The 20,467-nt window shown below is 44.9% G+C and carries 20 protein-coding genes; 11 read left to right on the top strand and 9 right to left on the bottom strand.

Annotated elements, in window-relative coordinates; translation table 11 throughout:
• Nucleotides 1–118: 118 nt before the first annotated feature.
• The 8 genes from ED312_RS18250 to ED312_RS18215 form a co-directional block, all read right to left on the bottom strand.
• Nucleotides 119–904, bottom strand: a complete 786-nt coding sequence (locus ED312_RS18250; protein ID WP_123217467.1) for an enoyl-CoA hydratase/isomerase family protein — start codon at nucleotides 902–904, stop codon at nucleotides 119–121.
• Nucleotides 905–908: 4 nt separating this feature from the next.
• On the bottom strand, nucleotides 909–2,345 hold the full coding sequence (locus tag ED312_RS18245; RefSeq protein ID WP_123217471.1) for a sensor histidine kinase: 1,437 nt from the start codon (nucleotides 2,343–2,345) through the stop codon (nucleotides 909–911).
• A 111-nt stretch (nucleotides 2,346–2,456) separates the two neighbouring features.
• Nucleotides 2,457–3,011 carry a CopD family protein gene (locus ED312_RS18240; RefSeq protein ID WP_123217466.1) on the bottom strand — a complete coding sequence of 185 codons (555 nt, stop codon included), beginning with the start codon at nucleotides 3,009–3,011 and terminating at the stop codon, nucleotides 2,457–2,459.
• A gap of 81 nt (nucleotides 3,012–3,092) precedes the next feature.
• Nucleotides 3,093–4,457: an MATE family efflux transporter gene (locus ED312_RS18235; RefSeq protein WP_123217465.1), complete on the bottom strand. Its 1,365-nt coding sequence runs from the start codon at nucleotides 4,455–4,457 to the stop codon at nucleotides 3,093–3,095.
• 167 nt (nucleotides 4,458–4,624) lie between these two features.
• Nucleotides 4,625–5,668, bottom strand: coding sequence for a ferrochelatase (hemH, locus tag ED312_RS18230; protein WP_123217464.1), 1,044 nt, complete (start codon nucleotides 5,666–5,668; stop codon nucleotides 4,625–4,627).
• A 242-nt stretch (nucleotides 5,669–5,910) separates the two neighbouring features.
• Complete coding sequence (locus tag ED312_RS18225) at nucleotides 5,911–6,630, bottom strand: ThuA domain-containing protein (RefSeq protein ID WP_123217463.1); 720 nt, start codon at nucleotides 6,628–6,630, stop codon at nucleotides 5,911–5,913.
• Nucleotides 6,631–6,767: 137 nt separating this feature from the next.
• Nucleotides 6,768–7,211 (bottom strand): DinB family protein, encoded by a 444-nt coding sequence (locus ED312_RS18220; protein ID WP_123217462.1) that lies wholly within the window; start codon nucleotides 7,209–7,211, stop codon nucleotides 6,768–6,770.
• 55 nt (nucleotides 7,212–7,266) lie between these two features.
• Complete coding sequence (locus ED312_RS18215) at nucleotides 7,267–8,160, bottom strand: AraC family transcriptional regulator (protein ID WP_123217461.1); 894 nt, start codon at nucleotides 8,158–8,160, stop codon at nucleotides 7,267–7,269.
• Between the two features lie 200 nt (nucleotides 8,161–8,360).
• Between ED312_RS18215 and hemA the strand changes: the two genes are divergently transcribed.
• From hemA to hemB, 10 genes are all read left to right on the top strand, one after another.
• Nucleotides 8,361–9,665 carry a glutamyl-tRNA reductase gene (hemA, locus tag ED312_RS18210; RefSeq protein WP_123217460.1) on the top strand — a complete coding sequence of 435 codons (1,305 nt, stop codon included), beginning with the start codon at nucleotides 8,361–8,363 and terminating at the stop codon, nucleotides 9,663–9,665.
• A gap of 90 nt (nucleotides 9,666–9,755) precedes the next feature.
• Entirely contained in the window at nucleotides 9,756–10,715 is a 960-nt protein-coding gene (gene hemC / locus ED312_RS18205) for a hydroxymethylbilane synthase (RefSeq protein WP_123217459.1), read from the top strand.
• A 167-nt stretch (nucleotides 10,716–10,882) separates the two neighbouring features.
• The gene (locus ED312_RS18200; protein ID WP_123217458.1) at nucleotides 10,883–12,637 is read left to right on the top strand and encodes a TrkH family potassium uptake protein; all 1,755 of its coding nucleotides are present in this window, start codon (nucleotides 10,883–10,885) and stop codon (nucleotides 12,635–12,637) included.
• Nucleotides 12,638–12,709: 72 nt separating this feature from the next.
• Nucleotides 12,710–13,402 carry a potassium channel family protein gene (locus ED312_RS18195; protein ID WP_123217457.1) on the top strand — a complete coding sequence of 231 codons (693 nt, stop codon included), beginning with the start codon at nucleotides 12,710–12,712 and terminating at the stop codon, nucleotides 13,400–13,402.
• The gene (locus tag ED312_RS18190) at nucleotides 13,392–14,066 is read left to right on the top strand and encodes a uroporphyrinogen-III synthase (protein WP_123217456.1); all 675 of its coding nucleotides are present in this window, start codon (nucleotides 13,392–13,394) and stop codon (nucleotides 14,064–14,066) included. Before ED312_RS18195 ends, ED312_RS18190 begins: the two co-directional genes overlap by 11 nt.
• Nucleotides 14,067–14,134: 68 nt before the next feature.
• Entirely contained in the window at nucleotides 14,135–15,154 is a 1,020-nt protein-coding gene (gene hemE / locus ED312_RS18185) for a uroporphyrinogen decarboxylase (RefSeq protein WP_123217455.1), read from the top strand.
• A 67-nt stretch (nucleotides 15,155–15,221) separates the two neighbouring features.
• Nucleotides 15,222–15,716, top strand: coding sequence for a DUF6973 domain-containing protein (locus ED312_RS18180; RefSeq protein WP_123217454.1), 495 nt, complete (start codon nucleotides 15,222–15,224; stop codon nucleotides 15,714–15,716).
• Nucleotides 15,717–15,731: 15 nt separating this feature from the next.
• Nucleotides 15,732–16,634 (top strand): oxygen-dependent coproporphyrinogen oxidase, encoded by a 903-nt coding sequence (hemF, locus tag ED312_RS18175; protein WP_123217453.1) that lies wholly within the window; start codon nucleotides 15,732–15,734, stop codon nucleotides 16,632–16,634.
• Nucleotides 16,631–17,605, top strand: a complete 975-nt coding sequence (locus ED312_RS18170) for a DUF4421 domain-containing protein (RefSeq protein WP_123217452.1) — start codon at nucleotides 16,631–16,633, stop codon at nucleotides 17,603–17,605. The genes hemF and ED312_RS18170 overlap by 4 nt, the downstream gene beginning before the upstream one ends.
• 1 nt (nucleotide 17,606) lies before the next feature.
• Complete coding sequence (gene hemB, locus ED312_RS18165; RefSeq protein WP_123217451.1) at nucleotides 17,607–18,593, top strand: porphobilinogen synthase; 987 nt, start codon at nucleotides 17,607–17,609, stop codon at nucleotides 18,591–18,593.
• A gap of 53 nt (nucleotides 18,594–18,646) precedes the next feature.
• Here the strand turns inward: hemB and ED312_RS18160 are convergent, their stop codons facing one another.
• Nucleotides 18,647–19,711 carry a DUF3667 domain-containing protein gene (locus tag ED312_RS18160; protein ID WP_148044324.1) on the bottom strand — a complete coding sequence of 355 codons (1,065 nt, stop codon included), beginning with the start codon at nucleotides 19,709–19,711 and terminating at the stop codon, nucleotides 18,647–18,649.
• A 381-nt stretch (nucleotides 19,712–20,092) separates the two neighbouring features.
• Here ED312_RS18160 and ED312_RS18155 point away from each other — a divergent pair, with 381 nt between their 5' ends.
• Nucleotides 20,093–20,458, top strand: a complete 366-nt coding sequence (locus tag ED312_RS18155) for a hypothetical protein (protein WP_123217449.1) — start codon at nucleotides 20,093–20,095, stop codon at nucleotides 20,456–20,458.
• The last annotated feature ends 9 nt before the right edge of the window (nucleotides 20,459–20,467 follow it).

The following is a 20,467-nucleotide window of genomic DNA, read 5'->3' as shown; positions in this document are numbered from 1 at the left end:
GTAAAAATTACCTGAGTTCGTTGTTTATTTTTTGGGAAATTGGCTTACTTCTGAAAGTGCCCACAAAAACCCTTCATTACTGTAATGAAAGGTTTAAATTTCCCAATGAGAAGCAGAATTATTTCCCCGGGAATACTGCCTTTCTCTTTTCCAGGAACGCAGTAGTTCCTTCTTTAAAATCTTCGGTTCCGAAACAGTTTCCGAAAGCCTGTATTTCGGCCTGATATCCGTCTGCTCCCTCTTTATAGCCTGCATTTACAGCCCGTATTGCGGCAGCTATTGCGACACCGGAATTTTTACTGATCTTCAGGGCCAGATTCTCGCAATAATCAAGCAATTCCTCCTGTGCGATTACATGATTGACCAGACCGTAACTCTTTGCTTCTTCCGCATTGATCATCCCGGCAGTCATTATCATTTCCATAGCCTTGCCTTTACCTACAAGTTGCGGTAGCCGTTGTGTTCCTCCATAGCCGGGAATAACTCCGAGCGACACCTCGGGCAGTCCCATTTTGGCATTGTGCGATGCCACACGGAAATGACATGCCATGGCCAGTTCCAATCCGCCGCCAAGGGCAAATCCGTTTACGGCAGCGATAACAGGGGTCGAAAGGTTTTCCACAAAATCGAACAGCAGTTCCTGTCCTTTTGCCGCCAGGGCACTCCCTTCTTTTACGGAAAAGTCAGCAAACTCGGATATATCGGCACCTGCCACAAAAGCTTTATCCCCGCTGCCGGTAAGGATGATCACCTTTATTTCCGGGTCCTCATCATTTTCCTTAAAGGCATCGTGCAGTTCTTCTATGGTTTCCCTGTTCAGTGCGTTGAGCTTTGCAGGGCGGTCTATGGTAATAAAGGCAATGCCATTATCTTCTTCTACGTATATATTTCTGTATTCCTCCATAACGCTATGTTTTAGGTTCTTCTTCCGGTTGTTGTTTGGGAAAAACAATGGTAAAAACAGTTCCTCTACCGGGGTGCGATGTAAAGTTAATACTTCCTTTATAGTTTTCCACAATATTCTTCACCATTCCGAGCCCAAGTCCCATGCCGCTGGTTTTGGTCGTAAATTTGGGTTCAAATATCTTATCGCGGTTTTCTTCAGCAATACCGATACCGTTATCGGCTACGGTTATTTTTACCTTACCTCCTTCGGAAAACACGGAGACCACTACTTTTGGCTCTCTTTCTTCAGGTATGGACTGTATGGCGTTTTTCACCAGGTTGGTAATCACCCTTATGAGTTGCGTACGGTCCAGCTTGGCAACCACTTCTTCTTCATGGGTAATAAACACAATATAATCCTCGGTAAAAATATCAAGGGCAAGCCTTACGATTTCCACCACGTTCAGCGTTTCGTTTTGCTGGGCCGGCATACTGGCAAAATTGGAAAATGCCGAAGCTATGCTGCTCATCGTATCTATCTGCTGAATAAGTGTTCTGGAGAATTCGCTGAGCTTTTTTTCCATATCCGGATCAGAGGGATCAAATTTCCTCTGGAAATTCTGCACACTCAGCCGCATAGGGGTAAGCGGATTCTTTATTTCGTGGGCCACCTGCCTGGCCATTTCCCTCCAGGCCTGTTCTCTCTCACTCCTGGCGAGCTTTACGGCACTGCCCTCCAGGGCATCTACCATGCTGTTATAAGCATTGACCAGGTTATAGATTTCTTCACTCGCATGTTCCAGTACAATCCTTTTATTGGCCACCCCCGAACGGAACCTGGTCTCCTGCAGCTTATCGCTGATCGTTTTCAGTGACCTGGTGATGTATTTGGATATAAAATAGGCCAGGAAAATGGCTATGATAAGAATAAACACATACACCCCCCCCAGACGGAACAAAAAGGACCGAAGCTCCCTGTTGTTAAAAGAATCGTCCTCAAAATAAGGGATATTGAGTATCCCGATGGGCTTGAACCGCATGTCCGTTATATAGGAATAAGAGGACCGGTACCTGTCGCCGGCCGCCATATGCTTTTCCACATACCTCTTATACGGGCTCATGGCTATGTAGTTCAATATGGAATCGTTGAGCCGCAGCATGGTGGAATCTTCTTCGGAATAAGGTTTGGAACTGGTAACAAGGTTACCTTCCAGGTCATAAATATTGAATGATACGTTCTGCACGTCGGAAATCTTGTAGATCTCATCCCTGAAAATGTACTTCAAATTCTCTGTAGTGGCGGGCCAGGTCGTGGTTTCGAGCGTGTAGTTTATACTGGCTATAACCTGGTCTTCTTTCCGCTCCATGCGCTCCCGGTGATATTCTTCGGACTGCTGCTTGTACTGTAATATCGTAACCCCGGCAATAAGCACAAAGGCAACGAGCACCAGCAGGATCATGGTGACAAAAATACGCAGCCTTAATGACATTCTTTTATCCAACGGTACGAATTAAATTTTCAGTTATTCCAGTTCGTCAACCGAACATTACAAATTTCGGGCCATATGCTGTCAGGCATCCGGATCTCTTTCGCGTATCCGTTTGTACAAACGGATCCCCAGCATAAGAAAAATTCCCAGCACTATAATACCCAGAACTCCGAAAATCCAGTTTAAGCTGTTTTTCAGAATCACCAGAAATACAATAGCAAAAAGTAAAATAGTTGCTCCCTCGTTCCAGATACGCATAAAACCGGAAGAGTATTTTACAGCCCTGTCACTCTGTAATTGTTTGAATATCGTGTGTGTTTTTAAATGGTACAGAATAAGCAAAAACACAAAAAAAAGTTTTACATGCATCCATCCCATTTTCAACCAGGAAGGGTATAAAAAGAGTAACCACACGGCAAAAATAACAGCAAGTATGGCCGAAGGCCATGTAATAATATACCACAACCTTCTGGCCATGACCTTCAGTTGCTTTCCGAGTATTTCTTTTTCAGGAGAAGGTTTTTGCGAGGCTTCTACCTGGTAGACAAACAGGCGGGGAATATAAAACAGGCCCGCAAACCAGGTAATTACAAATATGAGATGTAATGATTTGATGTAATTATAATAATCTGTCATTCTAACCTGATTTGTCCCGATAAATTTAGGAATAATATCGGTATTTAAGACATTCTAGCCGGGACGGAATTTTCGCGGATATTATTCGCCTTCCGCCGAAATAGCCGGTTTTAATTTCTGCCTGATCTCTTTATTCAGATAAAATCCGGTGACCAGCGTAGACAGGAGGTCTGCTATCGGAAATGATATCCACACTCCCAATTCTCCGTAAAAACGGGGAAGGACAAGTATAAGGGGAATGAAGAAAAAACCCTGTCGTGTCAGCGTAAGCAATAATGCGGGAACTGCTTTTCCCACGGCCTGGAAATAAGCTGCACCTATAAGCTGAATTGCAATAACAGGGGTTGCGGCAAAAACCCAGCGCATGGCATGCGGGGTATTGCTCACTACATCCGCATCGGTCGTAAATACGCGGACTATCGGGCCGGGAAACACCATGATAAAGGCAAAAACCAGCAAGGCCAGCAAAGCCGCATATTTAATGGCAATATTAATGCTTTCTATTACCCGGGGATACATCCCGGCACCGTAATTAAATCCGGCAATCGGCAAAAAGCCCTGTGTTACACCCAGTACCGGGAAAAGGGCAAACATAAGCATCCGCCCGATAATGGCATATACGGTAACCGAGGCTTCACCTCCCAGGTCATATAGTATATTATTTACAAAGAGATAGGTAATACTCACTACCGCCTGCCTGGCCAGGGTAACAAAACCGAGGGCCCCTATTTCCTTTACTATATCCGTGCGCAGGCCCAGGTGCTTCCAGCCGATCTTCAATTCGGAATTCCCGGAACGGAAAAACCAGATAATATAGGCAAAGCAAAGGAAGTACGATCCTGTAGTGGCCCATGCAGCCCCATACATGCCATAGTCCAGCAGGTTGATAAAAATATAATCGAGAAGCAGGTTTCCTATTGAAGGTATCATCATGGCCACCATACCGAATTTGGGCTTACCTTCCGCACGGATCACATTATTTCCCATCATACACAGGGCAAGAATAGGAACTCCGTACAGCACAATGGTATAATAGACCTTGGCGGGATCAAAAATATCCCCTTTACCTCCGAAACTCAATACAATGGAATCTACAAAGGTAAGTCCGGCGACCACAAAGGCCAGGGTAACCAGAAGGGTAAGGGTTATCTGGTTGCCAAAAGTATACAGTGCTTTTTGGGGATTTTGCGCCCCGAGCGACCTGGATATCACAGAAGCCCCTCCTATACCGATAGCCATACCCAGTGCCGCTATGAAAAAAGATACGGGCAGCACCACGTTTATGGCAGCAATGGCGATAGATCCTATCCAGTTACCCACAAATATCGTATCTATAAGTACGTTCAGCGACATTACCAGTATACCTATAGATGCAGGCACAGCCTGTTTTATCAGTAATTTGCCTATAGGCTGGTCTCCCAGGTCTTTTGATGAAATTTTCGCCATAATCTTTTAAATGTCACATCCCGAAAAACTCACCGTACATATCCTGATCGACACAAAAGATGAAAGCGGAGCCTTCGGAGTTGTGGTTGCCGGATAAGGGGATATCCGCGCTTTACCCTGCTCTTTTATATTGTCGTAACAAGGCAAATAATATTTTAATTTTAACTCTATTTCTTTACCGTCACCGTTTCTTCTTCCCGGTTTGCCCATTCGTCCATCCAGCGAGCAAGTACTTTCACCCAGTCCTCCCTGTCATTGATACAGGGGACCACATGAAATTCTTCACCTCCCTTTTCCAGGAAATCCTCCTTCGCCTCCATGCCTATTTCCTCCAGGGTCTCCAGGCAGTCAGACACAAAGGCCGGGGTAACTATCGCCATTTTCCTGGTACCGCTTTCCGCAAAACCGGCCACGGTTTTATCGGTAAACGGCTGCAACCAGGGATCTTTCCCCAGGCGCGACTGGAATGATGTGGAATATGTACCCTCTTTTAAGCCGAGATAGGAAGCCACCTGTTTTGTCGTCTCATAACACTGGTGCCTGTAGCAAAACTGATGCGCCGGAGAAGGGGTCCGGCAACATTCGCCGTTTATTTTACAATGCGACCTGGTGATATCGGATTTCCGGATATGTCTTTCGGGGACTCCGTGATATGAAAACAGGAGGTGTTCCCATTCTTTATCCCGAAGTGATTCTTCTATGGAAACAGACAGTACGCGGACATAGTCCGGATGGTTGTAAAAAGCAGGCAGGGTGGTAAAACTCATCCCGGAAAAATATTTTCTCCGGAGTTTTTCAGCCAGCACCAGTATAGTCTCGGTAGTAGCCATGGCAAACTGCGGGTACAAGGGGATGAGCAATACTTCCGTCACCCCTTTTTTATGTAATTCTTCCAGACCGGCCAGCAGAGACGGATTTCCATAACGCATGGCCAGGGCTACAGGCACGGAAACCAGTTCTTCCACCTTTTCCCGTAACCGTTTGGACAGGACGATAAGGGGAGACCCCTCATCCCACCAGATCCTTTTATAAGCTTCAGCCGAATTTTTTGGCCGTGTTCTTAAAATTATACCTTTTACTATAAAAGCCCTTAAAATCCAGGGAACATCAATTACCCTTTCATCCATTAAGAACTCGTCCAGATATTTCTTTACATCCTCTACTTCCGTACTATCCGGCGAACCGAGATTGACCAATAAAACACCTTTCATCTTCTTGCTCTAAATTTCGGATAAAAATAGGCATTATTTAAGGTTTAAAGGGAAGGTTGCCCTTTTTTTTGTCAATCTCGCATAGTCAGAACTTATGATAAGTTTTATTATCCGGATATCTTTCCCCGGCACATTGTTTTACCGGCATAAAGGACCTCCGCTCCGCATTCCACAGAACGGGAGATATAATTTACCGGAACACCGGACAGTCCCTTTAAAAAAAACAGAATCCAATACCGTGATTACCGGAACAGGCAATATTTAATCCCTTCGAGCAGGTGCTTAACAAAAGCTTCTTCGCCATAGGATTCTTTCGTATGTCCGCCTCCGGTATAGAAAGAACGTCCTCCGGCGAATTCCTGATACCATGCTATGGGATGGGAAGACCCATTGGTCCCGCCTTCATAAGAAGATTCATCCAGATTGAGCAACACCTGTATATTAGGGCTGATATTCTTGAAATTGTACCACTCGTCCGTCCGTGTCCAGGTTTCACCGAGATGCGAACAGGTAGAATGGCTCGGCATTTTCACCTGTATCTCCGCTTCCTGTATCTTGGGATGATTATCGAAATATGCTCCTACCAGCATACCATACCACGGCCAGTCAAACTCGGTATCGGAAGCAGCGTGCACCCCTACGAACCCGCCTCCCTTCTCCATAAAAAATTCAAAGGCCCGTTGCTGGCCCTCATCGAGGATATCTCCCGAAGTATTTAAAAATATGACGGCATTGTAATGAGACAGTGTATCTTTATTAAAAAGGGAAGCATCCTCCGAATGCGTCACATTAAAATGATTTTCCTGCCCGAGTCTTTCTATTAGCGCCACACCGGCTTCTATGGACTCGTGACGAAACCCTTCGGTCTTGGTAAAAACCAGTACATTTTGCTGTTGTTGTGCGTAAAGCCCGAAAGCCATTACAGAGAACAATACAACGAGGAGCGTTGAGGTTAGTTTCATTCCAAATATTTCTGATTACGTGTTTCTAAGTGTGTTTTGCGCCCGGAACCTTTTCCGGAACTGCAAACGGGATTTTCATTCAAAAGAATTCCAAATTTAATGATTAGTTGCGGATTATACGACCGGCTTCCGTTTTTTTATCGTATTATCTGTTCCAGATGGTGTTCCATATGATCCGCATAGTCCTTTATCAGAAAACGGAAATCAACAATCCGCCCACTGCCCAGGAGCACCTCCCTGCTCAATACTTCCTCCTTTTGCCCTTTTATCACCCGTATTATCCGCCTGTTTATCAGCAACCATAATTCCAGCACTTCCGGCAACGGCACATTCTGGTAATCCCCTCTCCGTACCCACGCGTCCTGATCATACCCCCTTAACCGGTAAGGCATTTCGTCGGAAAGGATTTCCATGAACCTCACCAGGTTATTTATCCCCGAGTCCACAAGATGTCCTAGGATTTCTTTTCGGGACCATTTATTTTCGGAAACTTTATACTTGATCTGCTCCAACGGAGCGTTTTCCAGGAACTCCCTCCCTTTGGCTAACAGGTCTTCCAACCTGGATATGGTGTCTTTCATTTCCGAGACATTTGATATAATTGAACTATATGGAAAGTGGAATATTCCGTGCCGTTTACCCGTTGAGTGACATCAGGTACTTTTTGGGCGTAGTGCCGTATTTTTTCTTGAAAGCGGCAATAAAATGGCTTGCCGTGCTATACCCGATTTTAAAGCCCACTTCATTGACGTTGTGTGCGCCTCCTTCGAGCATTTTACGAGCGTATTCCATTTTGTAGTCAAAAAGAAAACTGTAGACGGAATCGCCATATATCTGCTTGAACCCGGTTTTCAGTTTTTTGAGATTAAGCCCTACTTCGTTGGCCAGGCTTTCAAGGCCGGGAGGTTCCGCCATATTGGCTATGATAATATCTTTGGCCCTTCGGATCCTGGCTACGTTTTCTTCATCCACCAGGAACGGACATTGTTCTATATCCGCATCTTCCGGTTTGTTAAAATACAGGCTCATCAGTTCGTAGGCCTTTCCCTTGAGGTAAAGCCGCTTCACCGAATCGTGCAGATTATAATGTATCATCTGGTTGAGCACCACCATCATGGCAGGAGATATTTCCGCGTTGTTATAATATTTTTTATCCCGGTTATCTTCACTCAGAAAATGTATGTAATCCGCTTCATGCGAAAAGAGGGAATGGAACTTTTTAATGGATATCAGCAATGAAATAAGCTGTGCCTTAGGGGTCATTTCCAGATCTATGGGAAGGTCACGCTGCGGATTGTACAGCAGTAAAGACTGTTCTTCCTCCACCTGAAGGTGATACCTGCCCCCATTAAAGTTAAACCTGGAACTGCCCCGGAGACAAAAATGAAACTGAATAAAACTACAGTCTATCTCCCGGATCATATGCTGATCGGTACTTTCTTCATTTTGAAGCTTTAAAATAGAAAAGCCTTCTTCGAGCTGTACCTCATCGGCAGAACTTATAGCGATATTTTTATCTTCTATGATCATGGCCTGATCGATGTTTTTTATTTAGAATTATTCTAAACTGATGTTTTTTAAACCATTGATATTACTACAAATTTACAGTATTTGGGCCATAATACCATCTGAAAGGACAAAAATTTCCTGAAGCGTCATAAAAAGTTCCCCGAGCGTTATTTTTTTATACGAAGGTATTTTACTTTTGTTCCGATTTTAGAAATTACCTAATGGAAAATTACAACCTTAACCGGGGAAAATATTTTTATGTTGTAGGATTGAGCTACAAAAAGGCAGATGCGGAAATTAGGGGTAAATTCAGCCTGGACGAAGAGAGAAAGACCGTTTTACTTCAACAGGCCAAAGAAGAAGGCCTGGATGAAACCCTGGTTATTTCTACCTGTAACCGTACGGAAATATACGGGTTTGCGCAGCATCCTTTTCAGCTTATCAAATTACTTTGCGACAATTCCAGCGGCAGTGTTGAAGAATTCCAGCAGGTCGCCTATGTTTACAAGGGCAATGAGGCCATTACCCACATGTATCGTGTAGGCACCGGCCTGGACAGCCAGATACTGGGCGATTTCGAAATCATAGCACAGATCAAAAAGAGTTTTGTCCTTTCCCGGAAATATGGGACCGCCAATGCGTTCCTGGAACGCCTGTGCAATTCCGTTATTCAGGCCAGCAAACGCATTAAAAACGAAACCGACCTGTCCTCCGGGGCTACTTCCGTTTCTTTTGCATCCGTTCAATATATACTCAACCACGTGAAAAACGTATCCGAAAAGAACATACTGCTTTTCGGGACCGGAAAAATAGGCCGCAACACTTGTGAAAACCTGATAAAACACACAGGAAACGATCATATTACCCTTATAAACCGCACCAAAGGCAAAGCCGAAAAAATAGCCGGAAAATTCAACCTCTCGGTCAGGGACCTTTCGGAACTTTCTTCGGAAATTGAAAAATGTGATATCCTTATTGTTGCTACCGGGGCACAGTCTCCCACAGTTTCCGCTGACCTCATCCCCGCAGGAAAAGAAATGCTGATCCTCGATCTTTCTGTTCCCAAAAATGTGGATGACACCATAGCAGACACAAAACATGTAACCCTGGTGCACCTGGACCACCTTTCACGGATGACCGATCAGGCCCTGGAACGGAGGAAAACGTTCATTCCCCAGGCGGAGAACATTATAGACGAAGTGAAAAATGAGTTTACGGAATGGCTGGGCACGAGAAAATTCGCCCCCACCATAAAGGCACTCAAAAAGAAGCTGAAGTCACTAAAAGATGCTGAATTGGACTTTCAGCGTAAGAAAATAAACGGCTTCAATGACGAACAGGCAGAAATCATAGGCAACCGTATCATACAAAAGATCACTACGCATTTCGCCAATCATCTCAAGGAGAACAACGCTTCCGCAGACGAGAGCCTAGAACTTATTAAAAAGGTGTTTCAGCTGGACAATCACAACGGGAGTTCCGTATCCCTGCTCAGTGACAATACCTCCAAGACTTCTTCCAGGTAAATAACTCTGGACAGAACCCTTTAATAAAACCCGGCAGGATCAAATGCCGCGGCAACTCCTCTCCCCGCCTGAAGAGGTAAAACCGAAAACATGGAAAAAACCATACGTATAGGAACCCGAGACAGCGAGCTGGCCTTGTGGCAGGCTAACAAAGTGAAAGAAGGCCTGGAACAACTGGACTGCCGGACCGAGATCGTTCCGGTAAAGTCAGACGGAGACATCATCCTGGACAAGCCTTTGTACGAACTCGGGATCACCGGTATTTTCACCAAGACGCTGGACATTGCCATGATACAAGGCAGGATAGATGTTGCCGTACACAGTATGAAGGATGTCCCCACCGCCCTGCCCAAAGGCATTGTTCAGGCAGCCGTGTTACCAAGGGCAGATGCCGCAGATGTACTGGTACATAAGGGTGATCTCTCTTTCCTCGCAAAAACAGGGACCATAGCTACGGGCAGCCTGCGCAGGAAAGCACAATGGCTTCATCGCTACCCGGAACATTTTGTAGAAAACCTCAGGGGCAATGTCAACACCCGCATGCGGAAATTACAGGACAGCGAGTGGCAGGGCGCAATTTTCGCAGCTGCAGGACTCGAAAGGATCTCCCCTTTTACCGGAACAGAAATCAACCCGGACCATTGCACCGCATTGGACTGGATGATCCCTGCCCCCGCACAGGGCGCCATGGTGGCAGTAGCCCTGGAAAACGATGCATACAGTAAGGAATGCCTGTCGAAACTGAATCACAGGGAAACCGAAGTGTGTACGCACATCGAACGTCAGTTTCTGCGTGTACTCGAAGGCGGATGTACAGCACCCATTGGCGCCAAGGCCGAAATAAAAGATAATCAGATAGCCTTTACCGGTGTTCTCCTTTCCCCGGACGGAAAGAAAAGACATATCATACACCGGGAGGTTACACCGGACGATTATCTCCGTTTCGGAGAAGCATGTGCCCTGGAAATCCTGGAAAGCGGAGGCAAGGAGACCATGAACCTCATCAGACTACATGAAACCAAAGGGCCGGACAGCAAGGTTTCCTCCTGAAAATACTGCCGGGAACCAGGAATAAAACCCCGGTACAGACTTTATTTTTTAAAAACCTTCTTTATCTTTTTAGTTTATATAATTTATTATGAAATTTGCACCACATTTGTTTGCCACTCATAACCCGACAATTAGGGGTAAAGGGAGGAAAATATTTCGGATGAAAGATGCCTAAAAAAAGCTTAAAAAACTATAAAAGCCCTCTCTCCAAGATTTACGGCTTTACGGATATAATCCTCATCGTATTTCTGGTTATCGATTTCGGGTATAAGACGGATTACCACCTTATTTACAACAAGTCACTGACCCTGCTGTTAATAGCTATTGCCCTTGTCGCCCTGAATTTCGCAAGGCTCTACATATCCAAAAATCCGACGGTAAACCGGATGTACAAGGCCAACCTCATTGTCCTGATCAGTACCATAATCATAACGCTTACCGTTTTCTTTATCGGGGATTTCGACAGTATCCACAAAATACGCGACATCTCTTATCTTATCGATATCGGGCTTATACTGTATTTTTTACTCCGGCTCACCCATCTCCTCCGGAAACTCTATACGGTGTATCACAATCCACTGATCCTGTTCATAGGCAGTTTCATGGTGATAGCATTGATAGGTTCTTTCCTGTTAATGCTTCCGAATGCTACAACCAATGGTATCCGTTATATCGATGCCCTTTTTACCTCCACCAGTGCCGTTTGTGTTACGGGGCTTATTGTTATGGATACGGCTACGGAATTCACCTCGCTGGGACAAACCATCATCCTGGTCATTATTCAGCTAGGGGGAATCGGTATGCTTACCTTTACATCCTTCTTTGCTTTTTTCTTCAAAGGGGGAACTTCTTTCCAGGAAGGCCTTAACATGAGAGACCTCATGGGGACGGAGCAGTTGAATGACGTATTGAAAATGGCCATGCAGGTAGTCATTTTTACTTTCGGACTGGAACTGGTCGGAGCCATTTTTATTTTTTATTCCATCCACGATATACCGGACATACAAAACAAGCTGTTTTTCTCAATTTTCCACTCTATCTCTGCATTCTGTAATGCCGGTTTTTCCATATTGTCGGAGGGGCTTTACGATCAGAATATCAGTCATGCCTATGCTTTTCAGTGGATCATCATGTATCTCATTATCCTCGGCGGACTGGGTTATAATATAGCTTTCAACTTTATCAAGTATGCCAAGCAACTGCTGGTTAACCTCATTACCTTCCGGAAGTTCAAACAACCGGTAAGGGTACTGACCCTGAACTCCAAAATCGTACTTGTAAGTACCTCTATCCTCCTTTTTATAGGTACGGTCTTCGTTTTCCTCGGAGAACTAAACAATACACTCAGAGACCACGAAGGTTTCTGGGGCAAGCTCACAACTGCCAGTTTTGTGTCGGTGACCACCAGAACCGCAGGTTTTAACACGGTAGATTTTTCGGAACTCACTATGCCTGTCATCCTCTTTTCCATATTGCTGATGTGGATCGGGGCATCACCCGCATCTACCGGGGGAGGTATAAAAACCAGTACCTTTGCCCTGGCTACCCTCAATATCATAGCCACGGCAAAAGGCAAAGAACACATAGAAATCGGAACGCGAAAAGTAAATAACCAATCCGTAAGGAGAGCTTTTGCTATTATATGTATTTCCCTGATCGTCATCGGGAATGCCATATTGTTATTACTGATATTCGAAAGGAAATTCACACTTATCCAAATTGCATTCGAAGTCTTTTCGGCATATAGTACTGTGGGACTATCTCTCGGTATTACCGGAGAACTCAGCGATCCGAGCAAATATGTGATCGTCTTTGTCATGTTTTTCGGCAGGATAGGCCTACTCAATTTGCTCATAGGCATGCTCCGCCGCATACGGCACCATTCGTACCAGTATCCGGAGGAGAATATTTTAATAAACTGATTGTTAACAAAGATCGATCGCGGAAGGCATGTACCCGCTTTGGTACAGCCTTTCTCTCAAAAATAAGGACGCATGAAAATTATTATTATCGGACTAGGCAACTTCGGGTCATCACTGGCCGTGTACCTGACCGAAACGGGAAATGAAGTTATCGGTGTAGATAACAAAATGGAGAAGGTAGACCGTTTGAAGGATACCATTGCCCATACCGTATGTATGGATGCTACCAATGAACTGGCCTATGAGGCCGTCCCTCTTAAAAGCGCAGACATCGCTGTCATAGCCATAGGAGAAAACGAAGGGGCGACCATCATTGCAACGGCCATTATCAAAAAATTGTCTAAAGCGAAAATTATAAGTCGTTCGCTTTCGGCCATTCACGATACTGTTCTGCATGCCATGGGAATAGAGATCATTGTTCATCCGGAGCAGGAATTTGCCGAGGCACTGGCCAAAAAGATCAATCTGAAAAGCATGATCAACAACTTCGCGCTGGACCCTAACCATTCCGTCTCCGAAATCAAGGCCCTACCAGAATTCGAAGGAAAAACACTTCAGGAAATCGATTTCCGGAACGAATATAATCTCAACATCATTACCATTATCCGAAAAGAGATCAAAACAACCTTTTTCGGAACCAGGCAATCTTTAGGTAAGGTAATGGGAGCTGTAAACAAGGACACTGTGGTCCTGGCCAATGACATACTTGTAGTTTTCGGGGCCAATAAAGACATTGCTAAATTCTGTTCCATGAATGAAGCATAACACCCCCCGCATATTATCGACAAAAAAACTGCTTCCGAACCAAAGAGCGCTATTGCTGCACGCGGGGTTCCGGCTCATAGAGGCCGATTTTATAAAAATCGAATACCGGAATACGGACCTCAGCCATGTCCTGGACCATATTATTTTCACAAGCAAGAATGCCGTAAAAAGTGTGTTGCAACATAAAAACAGTGCCGGGCTGAAGGACAAACCCTGTTTTTGTGTAGGCAAAAAAACTGCCCGCCTGCTGGAACAGAACGGTTTTAAGGTAATAACGCAAAAAGATTATGCAAAAGAACTTGCTGCGGAAATCCTTCGGGATTATGCACATTCCGGATTTACGTTTTTTTGCGGTAACCTCAGAAAAGACGATCTTCCGGAGGCTCTTTCGGAACACCATGTCCGTTTTAATGAAATAGAGGCCTATACCACCCTCATGACACCCCGAAAGATAACAAGTCCGCTGGATGGCATCCTTTTTTTTAGTCCTTCCGGCGTGGAGAGTTACCTGACAGAAAACAGTATTACCGATGAAGTTTGTCTTTGTATAGGCACTACTACGGCAAGATCCCTGGAAGGGGTTGCGAAAAACATAGTAATAGCCAGGGCACCCGAAGTGGAAAGTGTTATTGCGGGCACCGCAAAATATTTTGAAAAGATATAAATTACGGAAGGAAGCAAAATATCACGATGTTTTGCCTATTCCACTCCATATAAATTACAGTACAATCTATGATAAAAAACGACCTGTTCCTGAGAGCCCTTAACGGAGAGACCGTAGAACGCCCCCCCGTATGGATGATGCGCCAGGCCGGAAGGTACCTGCCTGAATTCCGCGCATTACGCGACAAGTATGATTTCTTTACCCGTTGCCGGACACCGGAACTGGCTGCCGAAATTACGGTACAGCCCATCCGGATCGTAAAACCCGATGCCGCCATACTGTTTTCGGATATCCTGGTCATTCCCCAGGCTATGGGTATTGAGGTGGAAATGAAAGAAAATATCGGACCCTGGCTACCAAATCCCGTTCGATCATCCGAAGATGTTGATAAGGTGATTATACCCGATATACACGAATCTCTGGGATATGTCATGAATGCCATAAAACTTACCAAAGAGGAATTAAACGATGAGGTCCCTCTCATAGGCTTTGCGGGATCACCATGGACCATCTTCTGTTATGCAGTCGAAGGAAAAGGTTCCAAAAGTTTTGATACGGCCAAAGGGTTCTGTTTTTCCCGGCCCGAGGCTGCCCATAAGCTATTGCAGAAAATAACCGATACCACCATAGCATATCTGCTGGAAAAAGTAAAAGCAGGCTGTAATGCCATCCAGATTTTCGATAGCTGGGGAGGTATGCTCTCTCCTGCGGATTATCAGGAATTCTCCTGGCAGTATATCAACCAGATAGTGGAAGCACTGGCCCCTCATACCAAAGTCATCGTATTCGGAAAAGGATGTTGGTTTGCACTTCATCAAATGGGCAGAAGTAAGGCCAGTGCCCTGGGAGTGGACTGGACTTGTTCCGCCCGCAACGCCCGTTATCTCAGTGGAGGGCAGATAACCCTTCAGGGAAATTTCGATCCTTCGCGATTGTTATCTCCCCCGGCAACCATCAAAAAAATGGTACACCAGATGATAGACGAATTCGGCAAGGACCGTTACATCGTAAACCTCGGTCATGGCATACTGCCCAATATTCCGGTAGACCATGCCCGGGCATTCATAGATGCGGTAAAAGAATACTGAGGTCAATTTCCTCGGGGAGGGCGGTGACATCCGGCACCACGAGGTGTAGTTTAAAAAATGAGGGACTATGTCGTTATGGAAATTAATCCGGCACCTGAAATTCCGGCAAATCCTGAGCCTTGTGGGTTTGTTTGCGAAGCATCCGCTAATGCTTGTTCCTACGGCAAAAGCAACGAGAAAGAGCCTTCGCATCTCGGGCGATCTCTTCCCCGGAACCCACCGGGCTAACGGAAGGGCCAATGCTTTCCGGCATGCCCTTTGGAATGTACTCATTGCCCGCGAAACATTGAAATGGAACAGGGACAGGGAAAAATCACTCGCATGGGCAAAAACAATAACGGACTGGCACGAAAAGTTTGCCCCTAATGAAGAGCTCGCCAAAGTCATGGACCTGCACAATAATGCCATAGGCAGGCATATATTCGAAACATGGCCACACGGAAAAGACATGTCCGACAGTAATATTACAGCACATCTGAAGGAAGCCATGATGGAAAGCAAGAAAATAATCGTCCCTTCCGACGCAGATTGTTCCGCACTGGTCCACATCGAAGGAGAATAAAAACCGGTAACACTAATGAAACACAAATTTTATCAATACATACAAGACCTTCAGAATACCATAACTTCCGCCCTGGAAAGAGAAGACGGCACTACAAAATTCCGGGAGGATATATGGGAACGTCCCGGCGGTGGCGGAGGACGTACACGAGTTATAGAGAACGGCGGGGTCTTTGAAAAGGGAGGAGTAAATATTTCCCGTGTTTTCGGAAAACTCCCGGAATCCATGCAAAATTATTTTAACGTTAAAGATGCTGATTTCTTTGCCTGCGGACTCAGCCTGGTACTTCACCCTGAAAATCCGTTTGTTCCTACCGTACATGCCAACTGGCGCTATTTTGAAATGTATGACAAGAACGGTAACATCATGGACCAGTGGTTCGGAGGCGGGCAAGACCTTACCCCGTATTACCTGTTCAATGAAGATGCTATACATTTTCACAGGGTCTGTAAAACGGTATGCGATAAACATCACCCGTCCTTCTATTGGGATTACAAGAAGAAATGTGATGAATATTTCCGGAATACTCACCGGGGAGAAGCCCGCGGCATAGGCGGCCTGTTCTTCGATTACTGCAAGCCTTCCGAAGAAATGTCTGTTGAGGATTGGTACGCTTTTGTTACCGGAGTCGGAGATAGTTTCCTGGACGCTTATCTTCCCATTGTCCGGCTCCGGAAAAAACTTCCGTATTCCGAAGCAAACCGTACGTGGCAGGAGATCCGTCGGGGACGTTATGTGGAATTCAACCTCGTCCATGACAAAGGCACCCTGTTCGGACTAAAGACCAACGGGCGTATTGAAAGCATACTGATGAGCCTGCCCCCCCACGTACAATGGGTATATGATCATCATCCGGAAAAAGGTAGTGAAGAAGAAAGATTACTCGAAGTTCTTAGAAAACCTAAATCCTGGTTATGAAACAATTATGTTCAATCTCTTTTATCCTTTTTTTCGGATTTCCGGTTTTTTCCCAGGAAACCGCAGAAGAGATCATCTATGATAAAAGGGATGACCATATCGAATCGTTTCCCAATAGGGTTACAACCCGTTTGTTTTATATAAATACCTCCAATTCTTTTAATTTTACGGATAAAAATTCAAGAGACGCCGTCCGGCTGATCCCCAATAAGCAGGATCGTATCGGTGCTTCGGTAGCTTTCAGGAACATTGCGGTCTCTTATTCCGTTGCACCGGATTTCCTGGCAGTGAATAAAGATAATAAACACTCAAAATTATTTAACCTGAACTTAAGGGCCTATTTCGGGAAGTGGATGCAAACCCTCGACTTATACCGCCAAAAAGGTTTTTTTGTGGAATATGAAACTATCAGCCCTTATTATCCGGAAATGAAGTCTTTTAAAATTGGCGGGGCGACATCTTATATTTTAAATGATAAATTCTCCTACCGGGCTATCGCTTCTCAGGACGAGAAACAATTACAAAGTGCCGGGAGCTTCATTCCCGGAATTGTATATTATTACACTAAATTAAATATTAACATGGACTCGCTTAACCAAGAGTTCCATTTGTTTGACATAGCATTTTCACCGGCCTATCATTATAATTGGGTGCCTGCAAAGAACCTGTTGCTTTCGGCCGGTATCTCCGCCGGCATAGGCCTCAATCATTCTACATCCGAAGATGAATCGTTTACATCGCTTTTAACCGAATTAAACCTTAAAGGCTCATTCATATATGACCTTTCCAATCTTTATACAGGCCTGCATTACAGTTACCTGATTCTGAATCACAATACAGATCGTTCGACCTATATAAAGGACAATATTCCTTTTTTTCAGATTTTTATAGGCTACCGGTTTAAGGCAGCGGAGAAATTGATCCGCAAAGCAGATAAAATTAATGACAAACTCAAGATAAAATCAGAATAGTATGTATCCTCTAAACCGCAACAGACGCCTCCGGGCCAATGAAAGTATCCGCTCATTAGTCCGTGAGACCATTATTACCCCCAATGACTTCCTGGTACCGCTCTTTGTTACGGAAGGTAATAACCTCAAGGAAGAGGTCGCCTCCATGCCTGGCTATTACCGCTACAGCCAGGACTTGCTGGAAAAGGAAGTGAAGGAATTGTATAAAATGGGATTAAAATCTGTCCTGCTCTTTGTAAAAGTTCCGGATAACCTGAAAGACAATAAAGGCACCGAAGCCATAAATCGGGATGGCCTTATGCAACGGGCCATAAAAACCGTAAAAAATGCCGTTCCGGAAATGGTGGTTATGACCGATGTGGCCCTCGATCCTTATTCTTCTTACGGACATGACGGTATTGTAGAGAATGGGGTTATACAGAACGATGAATCCGTAGATGCCCTTACGGAGATGAGCCTTTCCCATGCCAGGGCCGGGGCGGATTTCGTAGCCCCCAGCGACATGATGGACGGCCGTATATTATCTATCCGTGAAGCCCTGGAGGAAGAAGGGTTTACCGAAACCGGTATTATGAGCTACAGTGCCAAATATGCCTCCGCCTTTTACGGTCCCTTCCGGGATGCCCTGGACTCTGCCCCTGTTGACCGGAAAGATATCCCAAAAGACAAAAAGACTTACCAGATGGACTACGGTAACCGTATCGAAGCCCTTCGTGAAACCGAAATGGATATTGACGAAGGAGCAGATATCGTTATGATAAAACCCGGTCTTTGTTACCTGGACATTGTAAGGGATATAAAAAACGAGTTCGATGTACCTGTAGCCGTTTACCAGGTCAGCGGAGAATATGCCATGATAAAAGCAGCTGCGGAAAAAGGCTGGCTGGACCACGATGCAGTGATCCTGGAACAGCTCACTGCCATTAAACGTGCAGGGGCAGACATCATAGCTTCTTATTTTGCCAAAGACGCTATCCGTCTCTTATAATAAATACCTGTCGGGGAATACCCGCATTTCTGCATATTCCCCGATATTCTTCTTTACAGGAACCGCAGGGAGAGGTACAATTCATAGGACAAGGCCATCCAAAAAAGAAAGAAATACACGAATCCCAGTACATTAAACTTCAGAAAGGTCTTGAACCATCCCTGTTTGTATACGTTGAGCAGCGAAATATAGGTATAAGCCGATACTATAACGAACGAAATAACAGACACCCACTCGGCGTTTACCGTCTTCAGATGTATCATAACAATCCCTATACCATATATCAGATATGCAAAACTGTGAAGATGAAGTCCGTGAATAAGGTGTTCCACATAGTACCAGGGCCCCCGAATATAAAGGAGCTTTAACATCAGGGCGAAAAAAGGCAATAAAAACAACATCATTACCGGAAGGTTTCGGGCAAAACCTACCAGAAAGAGATTGGAATTAGCCACAAAATTCCGTTTACCTTCAAGGCTGACAAAATCAAGCCCATTCAAACTGCTGTTGTCTACAGCCCGCCCGAAAGCACTGTCCGATACCATCGGGTCCTGCGCCAGGAGTTTGAGTGCTCTCCACCCTATTTTTCCTTTGGTGAAACTCCCGAGGTTGGTCGTAAGGGTATCCAGCCCGCTCAGTATACCGGGGTTTTTAAGCTGTGCCTGGTTCAGCAGGCTATCCAGTTCTGCCTTTTCCTGTTTGCTCAGGGCGTTCTTCACTTCCGGCCTCTCCAGTATCCCCCTATCCCGCACCACACTCATATAATCATAATCCCCTGCCATTACACGGTCGAATAGGTTACGGGGAATGATAAGGCTTACCGCAAAAAAATAAAACAGGGACATCACCAGATACAGGCGTATAGGGTTGAGATATACCCTTCTTTTTCCTCCATTATATGTATTGGAAAGCTTTCCGGGTTTAAACAAAAATACCGGGGCCGTTTTAAAAAAGGTGGAATCGAAATTAAAATACGTAGAAAAGAAATCTGCTATAAATACTTTTAAGGGTACTTTCTGGTCCCAGTTCTCCTGCCCGCAGGAGGGACAGTAATTTTCCTTTTCTCCCAATGCGGTCCCGCAATTGAGACAAAACGGTAACTTCTCTTTATTTTTCATCAAACGAATACAAATCGGAGTGCTGATAAAAATAATAAAAATACCAAACCACTCCACTGAAAGACGCAAAGGTTTTGATAAACAATGAAATTGCTTTTTTAGTTATTGGTTATGAAGTTATTCAGTGAGTCGGGCAACATGCATAAAACCGATAACTCACTAATTCAATAACCCGATCATAATTTTTTCGCACTACTAAAGTGCTGCAATACATCGCAGGGGCTTAGGCCCGTACCTGATCCCCATAAAAGCCTTTTATGCAGAACAACAGGAGGAAAAAATAATGAAAACTTACTTCGGAGAAGGTTCTTTCTTACTGATTATCCGAAATTTTAACTTCAAATTGGTTTACATAATGCCATATTGAAGTAATTTTGCCTTGTGGAAAAGCAAAGGTATAAGATATACATAGCCTTATCTTTCGTTTTGTTATGGCTGGCCTCTGTTTTGGCGCCTTTTCCGGGAACCCAGGTAAAGCTCGTATCAAACAGCACGAAAGACCGCACTTCGTTGAGTATTGCGAAAGCTTCTGCTTTTGCGGGTATCATCAGTGAAGAAGAATCTTCACGTACCTTTTTTTCCGGAAAAATAAAACTCCTGCCTTCCGGGCTTCCGGTGCCGGAACTATTGCACCACACATTACCGGGAGAGCCCGATATGCCTGTGAAATCCTCAGGTCTTACCGAAACTGCGGATCTCAAACATCACATAAAACAGCTCATATTCCCGTTCCACTTCTTTTATTGATTTACAACT

The organism is Sinomicrobium pectinilyticum (assembly GCF_003725735.1).
GTDB lineage: Bacteria > Bacteroidota > Bacteroidia > Flavobacteriales > Flavobacteriaceae > Sinomicrobium > Sinomicrobium pectinilyticum.
The sequence above is the reverse complement of the archived record's forward strand: the minus strand, read 5'-3'. Positions and strand labels throughout refer to the sequence as shown.

Bases quoted from the DNA above. Each gene is read 5' to 3' on its own strand.
- ED312_RS18250 (WP_123217467.1), bottom strand. From the start codon at position 904: ATGGAGGAATACAGAAATATATACGTAGAAGAAGATAATGGCATTGCC.
- ED312_RS18245 (WP_123217471.1), bottom strand. From the start codon at position 2,345: ATGATCCTGCTGGTGCTCGTTGCCTTTGTGCTTATTGCCGGGGTTACG.
- ED312_RS18240 (WP_123217466.1), bottom strand. From the start codon at position 3,011: ATGACAGATTATTATAATTACATCAAATCATTACATCTCATATTTGTA.
- ED312_RS18235 (WP_123217465.1), bottom strand. From the start codon at position 4,457: ATGGCGAAAATTTCATCAAAAGACCTGGGAGACCAGCCTATAGGCAAA.
- hemH (WP_123217464.1), bottom strand. From the start codon at position 5,668: ATGAAAGGTGTTTTATTGGTCAATCTCGGTTCGCCGGATAGTACGGAA.
- ED312_RS18225 (WP_123217463.1), bottom strand. From the start codon at position 6,630: ATGAAACTAACCTCAACGCTCCTCGTTGTATTGTTCTCTGTAATGGCT.
- ED312_RS18220 (WP_123217462.1), bottom strand. From the start codon at position 7,211: ATGAAAGACACCATATCCAGGTTGGAAGACCTGTTAGCCAAAGGGAGG.
- ED312_RS18215 (WP_123217461.1), bottom strand. From the start codon at position 8,160: ATGATCATAGAAGATAAAAATATCGCTATAAGTTCTGCCGATGAGGTA.
- hemA (WP_123217460.1), top strand. From the start codon at position 8,361: ATGGAAAATTACAACCTTAACCGGGGAAAATATTTTTATGTTGTAGGA.
- hemC (WP_123217459.1), top strand. From the start codon at position 9,756: ATGGAAAAAACCATACGTATAGGAACCCGAGACAGCGAGCTGGCCTTG.
- ED312_RS18200 (WP_123217458.1), top strand. From the start codon at position 10,883: ATGCCTAAAAAAAGCTTAAAAAACTATAAAAGCCCTCTCTCCAAGATT.
- ED312_RS18195 (WP_123217457.1), top strand. From the start codon at position 12,710: ATGAAAATTATTATTATCGGACTAGGCAACTTCGGGTCATCACTGGCC.
- ED312_RS18190 (WP_123217456.1), top strand. From the start codon at position 13,392: ATGAAGCATAACACCCCCCGCATATTATCGACAAAAAAACTGCTTCCG.
- hemE (WP_123217455.1), top strand. From the start codon at position 14,135: ATGATAAAAAACGACCTGTTCCTGAGAGCCCTTAACGGAGAGACCGTA.
- ED312_RS18180 (WP_123217454.1), top strand. From the start codon at position 15,222: ATGTCGTTATGGAAATTAATCCGGCACCTGAAATTCCGGCAAATCCTG.
- hemF (WP_123217453.1), top strand. From the start codon at position 15,732: ATGAAACACAAATTTTATCAATACATACAAGACCTTCAGAATACCATA.
- ED312_RS18170 (WP_123217452.1), top strand. From the start codon at position 16,631: ATGAAACAATTATGTTCAATCTCTTTTATCCTTTTTTTCGGATTTCCG.
- hemB (WP_123217451.1), top strand. From the start codon at position 17,607: ATGTATCCTCTAAACCGCAACAGACGCCTCCGGGCCAATGAAAGTATC.
- ED312_RS18160 (WP_148044324.1), bottom strand. From the start codon at position 19,711: ATGAAAAATAAAGAGAAGTTACCGTTTTGTCTCAATTGCGGGACCGCA.